12 protein-coding genes are annotated in these 13169 nt (G+C 38.3%); 11 read left to right on the top strand and 1 reads right to left on the bottom strand.

The genetic code is table 11. The features are described 5' to 3' along the window. Positions 1 to 123 precede the first annotated feature (123 nt). The 10 genes from BMX30_RS15855 (at position 124) to BMX30_RS15810 (ending at position 11324) form a co-directional block, all read left to right on the top strand. Entirely contained in the window at positions 124 to 855 is a 732-nt protein-coding gene (locus BMX30_RS15855) for a protein-glutamine gamma-glutamyltransferase (RefSeq protein WP_090747836.1), read from the top strand. 212 nt (positions 856 to 1067) lie between these two features. After that, positions 1068 to 2534 (top strand): UDP-N-acetylmuramoyl-L-alanyl-D-glutamate--2,6-diaminopimelate ligase, encoded by a 1467-nt coding sequence (locus BMX30_RS15850; RefSeq protein WP_090747834.1) that lies wholly within the window; start codon positions 1068 to 1070, stop codon positions 2532 to 2534. 185 nt (positions 2535 to 2719) lie between these two features. Beyond that, on the top strand, positions 2720 to 2827 hold the full coding sequence (locus BMX30_RS15845; RefSeq protein WP_090747831.1) for a YjcZ family sporulation protein: 108 nt from the start codon (positions 2720 to 2722) through the stop codon (positions 2825 to 2827). Between the two features lie 47 nt (positions 2828 to 2874). Continuing rightward, positions 2875 to 3006: a YjcZ family sporulation protein gene (locus BMX30_RS15840; protein WP_090747828.1), complete on the top strand. Its 132-nt coding sequence runs from the start codon at positions 2875 to 2877 to the stop codon at positions 3004 to 3006. A 476-nt stretch (positions 3007 to 3482) separates the two neighbouring features. Next, positions 3483 to 4676: an alanyl-tRNA editing protein gene (locus BMX30_RS15835; RefSeq protein WP_090747825.1), complete on the top strand. Its 1194-nt coding sequence runs from the start codon at positions 3483 to 3485 to the stop codon at positions 4674 to 4676. A gap of 319 nt (positions 4677 to 4995) precedes the next feature. After that, positions 4996 to 6573, top strand: coding sequence for a peptide chain release factor 3 (locus tag BMX30_RS15830; RefSeq protein WP_090747822.1), 1578 nt, complete (start codon positions 4996 to 4998; stop codon positions 6571 to 6573). A gap of 297 nt (positions 6574 to 6870) precedes the next feature. Then, positions 6871 to 8268 (top strand): Na+/H+ antiporter NhaC family protein, encoded by a 1398-nt coding sequence (locus tag BMX30_RS15825; protein ID WP_090747819.1) that lies wholly within the window; start codon positions 6871 to 6873, stop codon positions 8266 to 8268. A 252-nt stretch (positions 8269 to 8520) separates the two neighbouring features. Beyond that, positions 8521 to 8979, top strand: coding sequence for a hypothetical protein (locus BMX30_RS15820; protein WP_090747815.1), 459 nt, complete (start codon positions 8521 to 8523; stop codon positions 8977 to 8979). A gap of 513 nt (positions 8980 to 9492) precedes the next feature. Further along, entirely contained in the window at positions 9493 to 10248 is a 756-nt protein-coding gene (gene sigI, locus BMX30_RS15815; protein ID WP_244532627.1) for an RNA polymerase sigma factor SigI, read from the top strand. After that, positions 10245 to 11324 carry an anti-sigma factor domain-containing protein gene (locus tag BMX30_RS15810; protein WP_090747810.1) on the top strand — a complete coding sequence of 360 codons (1080 nt, stop codon included), beginning with the start codon at positions 10245 to 10247 and terminating at the stop codon, positions 11322 to 11324. Before sigI ends, BMX30_RS15810 begins: the two co-directional genes overlap by 4 nt. Before the next feature lie 51 nt (positions 11325 to 11375). Here the strand turns inward: BMX30_RS15810 and BMX30_RS15805 are convergent, their stop codons facing one another. Beyond that, entirely contained in the window at positions 11376 to 11582 is a 207-nt protein-coding gene (locus tag BMX30_RS15805) for an alpha/beta-type small acid-soluble spore protein (RefSeq protein ID WP_090747807.1), read from the bottom strand. A 219-nt stretch (positions 11583 to 11801) separates the two neighbouring features. Between BMX30_RS15805 and BMX30_RS15800 the strand changes: the two genes are divergently transcribed. Next, positions 11802 to 13160 carry a TrkH family potassium uptake protein gene (locus BMX30_RS15800; RefSeq protein ID WP_090747805.1) on the top strand — a complete coding sequence of 453 codons (1359 nt, stop codon included), beginning with the start codon at positions 11802 to 11804 and terminating at the stop codon, positions 13158 to 13160. The last annotated feature ends 9 nt before the right edge of the window (positions 13161 to 13169 follow it).

Genomic DNA, 13169 nt, shown 5'->3' with positions numbered 1-13169 from the left:
GAGTTTTTTCTTCTTAACAGTAAAAATTTTTCATACGAATAGGTTAATGGTTCTTTTCATCCAGTTTTTCATTTAGGTAGTCCCAGAAAATTAGGTGTGACCATACGCAAAAGGGAGGACAAAATGATTAGAATTGTTAATAGTAGTCAAGGGATTCCACTTGCAAGTTTACATGGTGTTCATAGAGACATATACATGGAATTGGAAGCGTCGAATGAGTTATTTGAATATACTACTGCGGCCGAATTATTTTTTGAATTAAGATTAAGAGAGAACATTATGAATGCAGCGCTCGATCTTCATAATAGCAAGGCTGTTTTTAGTTCCTTCCAATATTCAAGTTTTAATCCGGCTTATTGGGTAAAGGGGGATAGGGGCTATCTTCTAAGGCCGGATGTTCTACCTTCCGAAGCTATTAGGGATGTTTTTATGAACGGTCACATGTACGGATTTGAATGTTCGACTGCTATGGTTCTTATCTTTTATAAAGCAGTACTTGACTCCATTCGAGAGTCCGATTTTAACTATCTATTTAATGGGTTACTTGTATGGAACTGGAGTTATGACCCGGATCTTTTCATCATCACGAAGAGAGGGGAAGAGTTTATTCGTGGGGATGTTGTTTATTTTTACAATCCAGATCATAAAGACCCAATATGGTTAGGTGAGAATGCAGTGGTTTTAGGTCCAAATAAGTTTTTTGGCCATGGTATAGGTGTAAAGTCAGCTCCGGAAATGATTGCAGCCTTAAACACCTTGCGAAAAGAGGGGGCTACGAGGTCGGCTTATTTACTCAAGCAACACAGCCGTTTAAATGTAAGATACCTTTTCCGATTTTCAAAAAATATTTGGTAACTAGCTGAAAGGAAATCTTTCAGCTTTTTTTTACGTTTAGGACTGTTAAAGGACTTTGTTGGTATTGCGTGCAAAACAAGCCCAAACGCTTTTGTTCTTTCGAATAAAGTTTCATTAAAGGAGTTTGAAAGGGGATAGTTTACCTAAAAATGGGAATAAAAAAGAGAGTTATACTAATTTATTCTTGTATGTGTAAAAAGGGAGTTTTGAGAATGAAACTATCCAAGCTGCTTAATTGCCTTAATGAATATACTGTTGGTACTAGTCAGTATAGTGATGTAAATATTACTGGAATTCAGATGGATTCGCGGAAAGTTGTTAAGGGAGATTTATTTGTAGCAATATCTGGATTTGAAAGTGATGGTCATAAATTTATCGAGCAGGCAATCGTAAATGGTGCTTCAGCTGTTGTCGGGGAACAATCATTATCGCTCAAAGTACCGTATTTTATAGTAAATAATAGTAGGCTTGCTTTAGGAAGACTAGCTAGCATGTTTTTTGACTTTCCTTCGAAACGAAAAAAGGTGATTGGAATAACAGGTACAAATGGGAAAACAACTGTATCTTATATGCTGAAGCATATTCTTGAATCGAATGGTTTTAGCACAGCACTATTCGGTACGGTTTCCTATACAGTCAATAATCAGGTGTATGAGTCGACAAACACCACACCCAATCCAATACAGCTTCAGGAATTGCTAGCAAAAAGTTTAGATGAATTTGCCATTCTTGAAGTATCATCGCACGCATTAACCCAAGCAAGGATAGAAGGATTAGAAATTGATTATGGTTTATTTACTAATCTTTCTCATGAGCACCTTGACTATCATGGGAATATGCAAGCGTATTTCAAAGCAAAAGCTTCGATGTATAACTTTTTAAAACCAGATGGGAAAGCGCTGGTTTCTGAGTTTGATTTTTGGGGAGACAAGCTTTCTAATGTGTTGGGCCGAAAGGAAATACCAGTACGAACGTTAGGTTGTTCCGGTAATCACAAATTGATAATTGAAAAGATCAATTTAAATGGGGAAACCGAATTTACAGTGGCTATAGCCGAAAACAATTATAATATTAACCTTCCTTGTCCTGGGCTCCATAATGTATATAACGCTGCATTAGCGTTTTTAACAGCCTATGAAATAGGGATAAACCCAAAACAGATTGTGAAGGCTTTAGAAAGCTTTCCAGGTGTTCCTGGGAGATTCGAGGTCGTTCAGCATCCAAGGGGTGCTAAGTTTATCATTGATTACGCCCATACAAAGGATGCTTTTGAATTTTGCCTTCAAACGGCTAAGGAGCACAAGGCTAAAAAAATTACCCATATTTATGGTTTTAGGGGAGGCAGGGATAAGATGAAACGTGAGAATATGATAAAAGCGTCATCATCCATGTGCGATCATTTTATTCTAACCTTAGATGACTTAAATGGTATAGAGAAAGAAGAGATGTTGAATGAATTATCTAAGTTAAACCTACAGTTTGGCCAGAATAAGGGAAAGGTGATAGCTGATCGGACGATCGCCATACAAACAGCCTGGAAAAAGGCACAGGCCGGTGAATGGATTTTCATTACCGGTAAGGGACCTGAGGAATATGAAACAGAGTTTACTCTTCCGGTCTCATCCGATAAGGAAGTATTAACGTATTTGCAAGAAGGCATTAGCGAACATTTTGCATGAGGCAAAGAGGGTGTAACGTACTCTCTTTGTTTTATTCGTGAACCACACAATAGCGACTACTGTAGCATCCGTCTCTGGTGAACGAGCATTGGAGAAGAATGGGCGTAAATTTTTCAATCAAATCATTGCACAAATTGCTTCGCTTGAATAGGATATATTGACAATTAAAAAGGAGGTAGATATGAATGTCTGAAGTACACGGTGGATACGGTGCAGGCTTTGCGTTAATCGTTGTCTTGTTCATTCTTTTGATTATTATTGGAGCATCTTGGGGATACGGTGGAGCATACTAAGATTAAATTTTAATCATAGAACTTAAGAATTTTAAGGAGGTTAGAGTATGCCATACGGATATGGATATAGCGGCTACGGCTACGGTGGATTTGGTGGTTATGGGTACGGTAGCGGTTTTGTACTAATCGTTGTCTTATTCATTTTGCTAATCATCGTTGGCAGTGCTTGCTATAAGTAGTTACTTTGACCTGGTTATAAGGAATGAAGCATACAAAGTGTCCGGGAAGCCGGGCACTTTTTTCGTTTAGGAAATTAAAAAGTTAAGGGTGAGAATAAAATTGTGTTCGTTCTATGAATCCAGCTCCAGCGCCTAGCCCCTCGGGTCATAAGCCTGTCTAGCTGCGGCTCCTAGGGACACGAAGACATAAGCCACTCCCTTTCAGAAGGTAAAAACCACCTTCTTACAGGGCGCGTCTTATGCTTGTTGTCCCTGTACAGTCGCCTCCGCTTTTCGTACAATCCGTCAAGAAGGTTAAAGAGCAACCTTCTGGCCGGCTCGTCTAGACTCACGGGGCTGATCAAGGCGCTTGCGCTTTTGTTCTTGCTATTATTGAACAAAATAAAGAGCACTAGACAATGGTAACCACAATGTCTTTTCTTTCAAGTAATCGTGATATACTGAAAAACAGATAAATGCTAATGGAGGAATTTTAGGTGGAGCATAAGTTATTTTACAAAGACCCATACATATCCCAGTTTTCCGCAGAGGTTCTGGAACAGCGCCAAGACCATGAAGATCAATATTTCGTCATTCTGAGTGAAACAGCCTTTTATCCTACAGGCGGTGGACAACCTTATGATACCGGTTGGATAGATGGGATTAGAGTAGTAAAAGTGGAAGAAGTGGATGGGGAGCTTCGCCATTATCTTGAAGGGCCATTACCTGAGGATAATAAAGCGGTTAACTGTGAACTCAATTGGACTCGGAGGTTCGACCATATGCAGCAGCATTCAGGTCAGCACATTTTGACCGCTGCATTCGAGCAGTTATTTGGGTATCCAACTGTTTCCTTTCATTTAGGACAGGAGAAACTCACTATTGATTTGAATATTGAGGAACTAACGGAAGAGGAAGCTCTACTAGCGGAAAAAAAGGCAAATCAGATTGTTAGGGAAAGTCGAATGATTGAGACTAAATGGATCTCCCCCGAAGAGGTGGCAGACTATCCGCTTAGAAAAGAGGTTTCAGTTTCAGAGGACATTCGATTGGTGATTATACCTGATTATGATTACAATGGCTGCGGAGGCACTCACCCTAAGAATACGGCAGAAACAGGCCCTATTAAAATCCTAGGTTGGGAAAAGCATCGAAAACAGATTCGTGTTGAGTTTGTTTGTGGTGAAAGAGTTTTGAATCAGCTTGAGAAAAAGCATGAAGTTCTACAACAATTAACAGGGCTGCTCAGCGCACCAGAAGGGGAGCTCGTCGATGCGGTTCAGAAGTTGTTAGAAGGGAACAATCAATTGAAAAAATTGCAGGAAGAAGCAATGGAGAGTTTATTATATTATGAAGCCAAGGAACTTTTAGATGGACATTCTAAAGGGGTCATTACAAAGGTCTATCGGGACCGTAGTATTCAGGAGTTACAAAAATTAGCAAAACTTGTAACAGAAAATGAAGGCAATAAGATGGTGGTCTTTATTGCTGAAAATGAGGATCGATTGCAAGTTATTTGTGCTAGTGGTGAAAAAACCAATCGCAACATGAAATCCGTCATCAAAGATATCCTTCCAATTATTAATGGGAAAGGTGGGGGGAGCCCTAACTTTGCCCAAGGAGGCGGGGCAGCTACGATTTCCGGGATGCAGCTGTTCAACCAGTTAGAGGAGAACGGTATTTTAAGGTAATGGAAGAGTGCTGGGAAATAAAAGCTAATTGCAAACTTTCCACATAGAATATATGATAGAAGTTATGAAGATTTTCACTCTAGCATGATATATCTCTTGAATTAATGATAAATGACATGCTCTTTTAGAAGGATGGTTTCCGTAAATATTTTTGTTATAATCATACAGCCGATTTTAACGCAAGATAAGCTATTCTGCGCAATAAATTTAATTTTGTAAGCTCTTTTCTCGTAAACTAATGCTACTTTGAAGTAATACAAGGATTGAATTCATCATATCCAAGAGCAACGAGAATAGAGCCTTTTAGAAAGGATTAATCATGAATAAATTAAAGGACCATGTGTTATCACGTAAAACGTTTGCAATCATTTCTCACCCAGATGCAGGAAAAACGACGTTAACAGAACAACTGCTACTATTTGGTGGCGCTATACGAGACGCTGGAACGGTTAAGGGGAAAAAAACCGGGAAATTCGCAACCAGCGACTGGATGGAAATCGAAAAGCAGCGTGGGATTTCAGTAACATCAAGTGTTATGCAATTTGATTATGACGGTTTTCGAGTAAATATTCTCGATACACCGGGGCACCAAGATTTCAGTGAGGATACTTATCGGACACTGACTGCAGTAGATAGTGCTGTTATGATTATCGACTCGGCCAAAGGGATCGAGGAGCAGACTTTAAAGTTATTTAAGGTTTGTCGAATGAGGGGAATTCCTATCTTCACGTTTATTAATAAACTCGACCGGGAGGGAAAGGCTCCACTTGAGCTATTAGCTGAGTTAGAAGAGGTTCTTGGAATTGAATCTTATCCAATGAACTGGCCGATTGGAATGGGAAAGCAATTTTTAGGAATTTACGACCGTCACCATAATCGAATTGAACAGTTCCGAGTTGATAAAAAAGATAAGTTCATTCCTTTGAATGAAGATGGTGAAATTGACGGAGAGCATAGCCTTAAGGAATCTCCATTATATGAGCAAACGCTAGAGGAGATTATGCTACTCGATGAGGCAGGAAACGAATTCTCAACTGAGCGCGTAGCCGAAGGTAACTTGATTCCGGTTTTCTTCGGAAGCGCCTTAACAAATTTTGGTGTCCAGACTTTCCTTGAATCCTACTTAGAGTTTGCCCCTATGCCTCAAGCGAGAAATTCGACAGCAGGGAAAATCGATCCTTTATCTGAAGAGTTTTCAGGGTTTATCTTTAAAATTCAAGCCAATATGAACCCAGCACACCGGGATCGTATTGCTTTCTTACGGATATGTTCAGGTAAATTTGATCGTGGTATGAACGTAACGTTACCACGCACTGGAAAAACAATAAAAATTGCCCAGTCTACCCAGTTTATGGCCGATGATCGTAGTACTGTTGAAGAGGCCGTTGCTGGTGACATTATTGGTTTGTACGATCCCGGTACTTATCAAATTGGGGATACACTTATTTCAGGTAAGGACAGTTTCCAATATGAGCGTTTGCCTCAGTTTACCCCAGAACTTTTTGTTCGAGTAACCGCTAAAAACGTCATGAAGCAGAAGCATTTCCATAAGGGAATTCAGCAGCTAGTTCAGGAAGGGGCTATCCAGCTCTTTAAGACCGTAAAAACAGAGGAATACTTGCTAGGTGCTGTAGGGCAACTACAGTTTGAAGTATTTGAGCATAGGATGCGTAATGAGTATAATGTTGAGGTTACAATGGAGAGGTTAGGTTCAAAAATTGCTCGTTGGATTGAAAATGATGAGATTGATGAAAACCTTTCGAACTCCCGTAGTCTTCTTGTGCATGACCGTTATGAGAACAAAGCGTTTTTATTTGAAAATGATTTTGCTTTACGTTGGTTCCAGGATAAGAATCCCAATATTAAATTATACAATCCAATGGATTTGACGGAGTAATCAACGTTTTTTTACAAAAAGTAGGCCTAGCATTCATGCTAGGCTTTTTTAGTTTGTTAAGAAAGTTTTAACCAGCGTGTCTAACTCCTCGGTTTATAAGCCAGTTGAACTGGGATAAAAGAACAATCATATTGTGGATCGCGTAGACTCACAGGGCTGATTAGGGCGATTGCACTTTTGTTCGTTCTGCAAATATCTGTTGACAAGCAAATAATATATCCATATAGTAATAACTATAATACTTTCGTACGTAAAAGCGTTTAAGTAAAACAGTGAATAGCTAAGAGGAGGAACAATATGCAACATAGAGATACAATGCTTGAAATTCGCCCTCTAGAGGCGTTGTTAATGGTAGTCATCCTACTTACTGGAATAAGTTTCAGTATGATAAAACTTCAATTGGTTCCTCATATCCCTATTGTGTTAGCCATTTTTTTGTTGTTAATATATGGAATGATTAAAAGAGTGAAAATGAAGGAGTTAGAAGCTGCATTAATGGATGGTGCAAAGAATGGATTAGGAGCAGTTCTCATCTTCTTTTTTATTGGAATGCTAATTAGTAGTTTGATGGCTGGAGGGACGATACCGACCTTTATTTATCTAGCTTTTGAACTAGTTACTGGGAAATGGTTTTACGCCATTGTATTTGTTGTGACAGCAGCCATTGGCGTAGGCATTGGGAGTTCGTTAACGACCGCAGCAACGATTGGGGCAGCTTTTATGGGTGTTTCAGGAGCATTGGAACTTTCTGCCGCCATTACTGCGGGAGCAATTGTCTCAGGGGCTTTTTTCGGTGATAAAATGTCCCCGTTATCAGACACAACAACGCTTGCATCTTCAACCGTTAAAGTGGATTTATTTGAACATATCAAGAACATGGCTTGGACGACAGTTCCTGCTTTTGTCCTTTCATTGGTTATCTTTGGTATGCTCTCTCCGACGAAAACGGGCGCCGATTTTGCGACTGCGACCCTTATTAAACAGGAATTAGTAGCAATGAATCTTGTCCATTGGTATTCACTCATCCCGTTTATAGTTTTAGCAATTTTAGCAGTGAAAAAAGTTCCTGCAGTGATAACTCTTGGAAGTGCAACCCTGTCAGCTATGGGCATAAGTTTGATTCTTACCAGTAAACAAGAGTGGGGTGGGCTTCCAGCTATCCTATACTCTGGTTATAAGGCTAATACTGATGTGGAGGTAGTTGCAACATTGCTTTCAAGAGGAGGAATTGAAAGTATGTTGTTTTCAGTTTCCCTTGTTTTACTTGCCTTATCAATGGGTGGGCTGTTATTTAAGCTTGGAATCATTCCAGGGCTATTAAGTTTATTTTTAAAGGGCGTCGAAAAAGTATCGAGTCTAATTCTTTCTGCTTCACTTTCTGCAATCGGGATTAATTTCTTGATAGGGGAACAGTATTTATCGATTATTATGACTGGGCATACATTTGATCCGTACTTTCGTAAAGCGAATCTTCATCCTAAGAACCTGTCAAGGCTTTTAGAAGATGCCGGAACGGTGATTAACCCACTAGTTCCATGGAGTGTTTGCGGAGTCTTCCTCGCGGGAGTGTTAGGGGTACCGACTACAGAATATGCATTATTCGCCATCTTTTGCCTAGCATCACCAGTGCTAACCATATTAGCCGGACTAACTAAAATTTCGATATCAAACTCTGAAGGAAAAGCGGCTGCCTAAGCAGACCGCTTTTTCATATTTTAAAAATTCCATTTCCATATATATGGTAATATTTTTCCCTGTTAAAGTACATTATAAGTAAGCAGAGAACTCCAACTAATTATTAAGCTCTGTGAACAAGTCTGTCGAATGACAGCTCCAATCAACAGGAAGGCTATTTTTCACAGAGCATAAATTATTAATACCTATAAGCCCACTAAAAATGTTGCCCTCTCGAAAAACATCTTAGATATAAAGGAATGACATCATTTTATGAAGCGACTTAGTAAACTGGAAGCCATCCTGTGGTCGATTGCCTTCCCAGGTTTCCCTCAGTTATTGTCAGGGAATTATCTCAAGGGCGTTTTATTAGTAACTCTTGAGTTTATCATTAATGTTAACAGTAACTTTAATCAAGCTATTATGTATAGTTTTTTGTGGGAAATCGATCAGGCCTTTATGGTGATAAATTACCAGTGGTTGATGTTCTATCCATGTGTCTATATGTTCTCCATGTGGGATGCCTACCGTAGTACCTTAGATGACAGTATTAAAGGAAGGTATCTTCCCTTTGTTTTCGGTGCATATTTTGTGACGGTTGGTCTAATGCTCTCTCCAAAAATTAGACTGTTCGATATCTCACTTGGTCCTGTGTTTCTGCCCATGGCCTTTCTTATACCCGGGTTGCTAATTGGTTTCTTGTTACGTGCCGGTTTAAAAAATTCCTCGTAAAATTTACATCATTATTGTGAAGAATCGTGTTATGAGTTGCTTGGCAGAGGTCTTTTTAAATCGGCAAATAAAACCCCCAAAAACCTTTGGGGCGAACCGTACCCTTTATTAGTACTGATGCTAGTTAGAATAAGTGATAATTAAAATATGCTGTACCCAAGACCCAAAGAAAGTAATTAACTCACACCCTCGTGCGCGGTTTTAAGAGATTCTCCCTTGTTTGTCTCTAAGCGAAAGATAGCCTTCGAAGCTTTTGCCTATAATCTATTGAAATATTAACTAAAAGTGGAGGGATTAGAAACTTAGTTTGAAATTCTGTCAGGGTATAAGATTCCAAGAAAAAGCTGAGCAAATTTGTAAAAGAGAATGAAGTGCTGACTTAATAATAAATTTGAACAATGAACTTTATAAGATTTCCTATAGATACTCTATATTAGATAGAAAGCTTATTCCACCCTTCTCCTAGGATAATTCAAATTGACAACCTATGATATAATTTTTGGGAGAATAGAGGTGAGACTGATGCTAAGTTTATTGTTCATTACAAAAAGAAAGCAACAAACATTAGAAGAAAAAGTGATACTGATTCAGCAGGGTGACCATACGCTTCGAGATGATTTAATACAGACGTACAAGCCATTTATTGCTAAATCTGTTTCGGCCATTTGTAAAAGGTACATCAATGAAACGGATGATGAATTTAGCATTGGATTGATTGCCTTTAATGAAGCCATTCAAAAGTTCTCATCTGACAAAGGAAATTCGCTCCTAAGCTTTGCGGATATCCTTATTAAACGAAGGGTAATCGATTATATCCGTCAGCAGGCTCGAGCCAAGACAATAGCGATTAACTTCGAAAGTGACCAATTTGATACTGAGTCTTCTCGTTCAAGTATTGAGGATGAGATTTCAATAAAGGACTATAGAAAAAAGACAGAAGAACAACAAAGGAAAGAGGAAATTGTGCAATTTCAACAAAAGCTTCAAGAGTTTGGTCTTTCTTTTCATGATTTAGTTGAGCAGGCTCCCAAACATTCCGATGCGAGGGAAAATGCAATAGAGGTTGCTCGAATATTAGTGAATCAGGAAGATTTAAAACAACAGCTGTTAGCAAAAAAACGATTACCCATAAAACAGCTTGAGAGTAAGGTGTCTTTGAGTCGTAAGACGATTGAACGGAATAGAAAATATATAATGGCAATTGCCTTAATTTTAATGGGTGATTTTCACTATTTAAGGGATTATTTAAAAGGAGTGCTGGAGAAATGAGGAAGGGTGTAGTCCTTGATATCGAAGAACGCTATGTAACATTATTAACACCCGATGGGCAATTCATGCGATCACGTAAACTTTCACAGGAGTATCAAAAAGGGGAGGAAATCTATTTTATTCCTGTAGAGGTAGATCACTCCTGGAAATCGAGGGTTTTTCCAATACGAAACAAGCTAAAGGTGAATGCACTCATCCTCACTGCTGTAATGATGGTATTAGCTGTAGCACTCTATCCTATTTTCGAAAATCGCCAGGTTTATGCCTATATGTCCATTGATGTGAATCCAAGCATTGAATTAGAGTTAAACGATAGCCTGAATGTGATTAGTATGAAAGGTTATAATCGTGAAGGTGAAAACATTATCAATCAACTTAAAGACTGGAAAAAGGAAAATGCAGTACTAGTTGCGAAAAAGGTTCTTGATGAGATGGAGGAGCAAGGGTACTTAGAAAACCAAAAACGTGTTTTGATTGGAACGGTTCCCTCAGAGGAAGAGTCTAATTCGGAATTGGAAGAAACTTTAACAGAAATTAAAAAGGTGACTGAAGCAGAACAGCTAGAGTTAACGGTTGTTACAGCTACCGAGGAAGAACGGAGCGATGCAATTAAACAAGGCATTACTTCGGGAACCTTTAAACAAAAAAATGAGGGAATAATAGAAAAAGATCAATCAACACCTAGTCAGGAAAAGGTGAATACAAAAGACAAGCAGAATAATAGACCTGTAAAGGAACAAGAGGCAACGAAGGGGAATCCTAGCCGCTCAGCAGGTATGTCTAATAAAAGTCAGGTTGAAAACGCTCTAGATAAAAGAAACGAAAATCAAGCAGATAAATCCCAACGTAAAGAAAAAGATAAACAGATTAAAAATCAGGATAAAAATTTAAAGTATAATGAAAATGGAAACAATAAACAGCATAAAAACCAGGAAAAACAATTAAAAAACAATGGAAATAATAAAAACCAGGAAAAACAATTAAAAAACAATGGAAATAATAAGAACCATGAAAAAGGTAAAAGCAATAGGAGTAATGGGCACCAACAAAATAAAAACTCAGGCCCACGCGATTAAAAAAAGTCCGGATTGCCTCCGGACTTTTTCTTGTCCAATTTATTAAGTTTCTTATTGATTTTGATTGTTGTTTCCTGATAATTCGGCTTGTGCCTGTTTGACTAGACGCTTCGTTATCTCGCCACCAACAGAACCATTTGAACGAGAAACAGTATTAGCATCAAGTTGAACACCAAATTCTTGGGCAATTTCGTACTTCACTTGATCAAGGAATTGTTCAACCCCAGGAACAAGTAGATTATTTGAGTTTCTAGCCATACTTTGTCACTCCTTGCTGCATTTGCAGTATTTTTTTCTGCATTACTATTTTCTGCTTACTTAAAGGTTTTATGCCTGGTAATCTTTGCATATATAGAATGATTCATGAAAAAAAAGGGTTATTAAATAGAAATTTTCTACAAACGTTTACTTCTTATACGGGCTTTGATATTTTATATGATAGGACTAAGACTAGGGATGACTGAAAGGAAATTTTTGATGTTAAACAAACTAAGAAAACGGCTGAACCATATGACACCTGCTCAAATGATTGTTCTATATTATTTTATGGCAGTTTTTGTATCGGTTCTTTTATTAAGACTTCCTGTAGCAACACAACCTGGTGTTAGTTGGACATTCATGGATGCATTATTTGTTGCTGCTAGTGCTGTAAGTGTAACAGGACTAACAACGGTTAATATAAGTGAAACCTTTACAGTTACGGGTAATTTTATCTTGCTGTTTGTTTTTCAATTTGGTGGAATTGGAATAATGGCATTAGGAACTTTCTTTTGGCTGTTAATTGGTAAGAAAATCGGGTTAAAAGAGCGCCGGCTGATTATGGCGGATCAAAACCAAACTGGTTTATCTGGGATGGTAAAGATGCTAAAAGTTATTTTGCTTATTATTACCATTATTGAAGTAATTGGCGCGATTCTCCTAGGTACTCGATTTCTTAGTTACTACCCGACATGGCAAGAAGCCATGATACAAGGTGTGTTTGCTTCTGTCAGTGCTACTACAAACGCAGGCTTTGATATAACAGGCGCTTCAATGGTTCCATATGCTCATGATTATTATGTTCAAATTGTTAGTATTGTGTTGATGACTCTCGGTGCAATAGGGTTTCCGGTACTTGTTGAAGTTAAAGAATTTTTTGTGAATCGCTATAGGAGGAACCATTTATTTAGGTTTTCTCTTTTTACAAAAATCACTACTATTACGTTCTTAGGTTTATTGATATTTGGTACATTGGCTATTTTGCTTTTGGAACAAAACCATTTCCTTGCTGATAAAACTTGGCATGAAGCATTTTTCTATGCCTTATTCCAATCTGCTGCAACTAGAAGTGGCGGTTTAGCAACTATGGATATTAATCAGTTTTCAGAGACAACCTTACTTGTTATGTGTTCCTTAATGTTCATTGGTGCTTCTCCTAGCTCAGTTGGAGGCGGGATTCGCACAACAACCTTTGCATTAAATCTGCTTTTTCTTTATCATTTTGGACGGGGGAACCGTTCCATTAAAATCTTTAAAAGAGAACTGACAGATGAGGATATTATAAAATCACTCGTTGTTACAATAATGGCTATCGTCATTTGTTTTACCGCTACAGTGATTCTGAGAGTTACAGAAGATCATTCGCTGATTGAAATCCTATTTGAAGTGTCTTCAGCTTTCGGAACAAGCGGTCTTTCGATGGGAATAACCCCAGAGTTAAGTACGATTGGTAAATTTGTGATTATTCTGTTAATGTTCATTGGACGTGTGGGGCTTATTATGTTCCTATTATTTATTGGAGGTAAGGGGGATAACACACAAATTCATTACCCTAAAGAAAGAGTTATTATTGGATAAACGTTAAAG

The organism is Mesobacillus persicus, assembly GCF_900109925.1.
In the GTDB taxonomy this organism is placed as follows: Bacteria; Bacillota; Bacilli; order Bacillales; family Cytobacillaceae; genus Mesobacillus_B; species Mesobacillus_B persicus.
The sequence above is the reverse complement of the archived record's forward strand: the minus strand, read 5'-3'. Positions and strand labels throughout refer to the sequence as shown.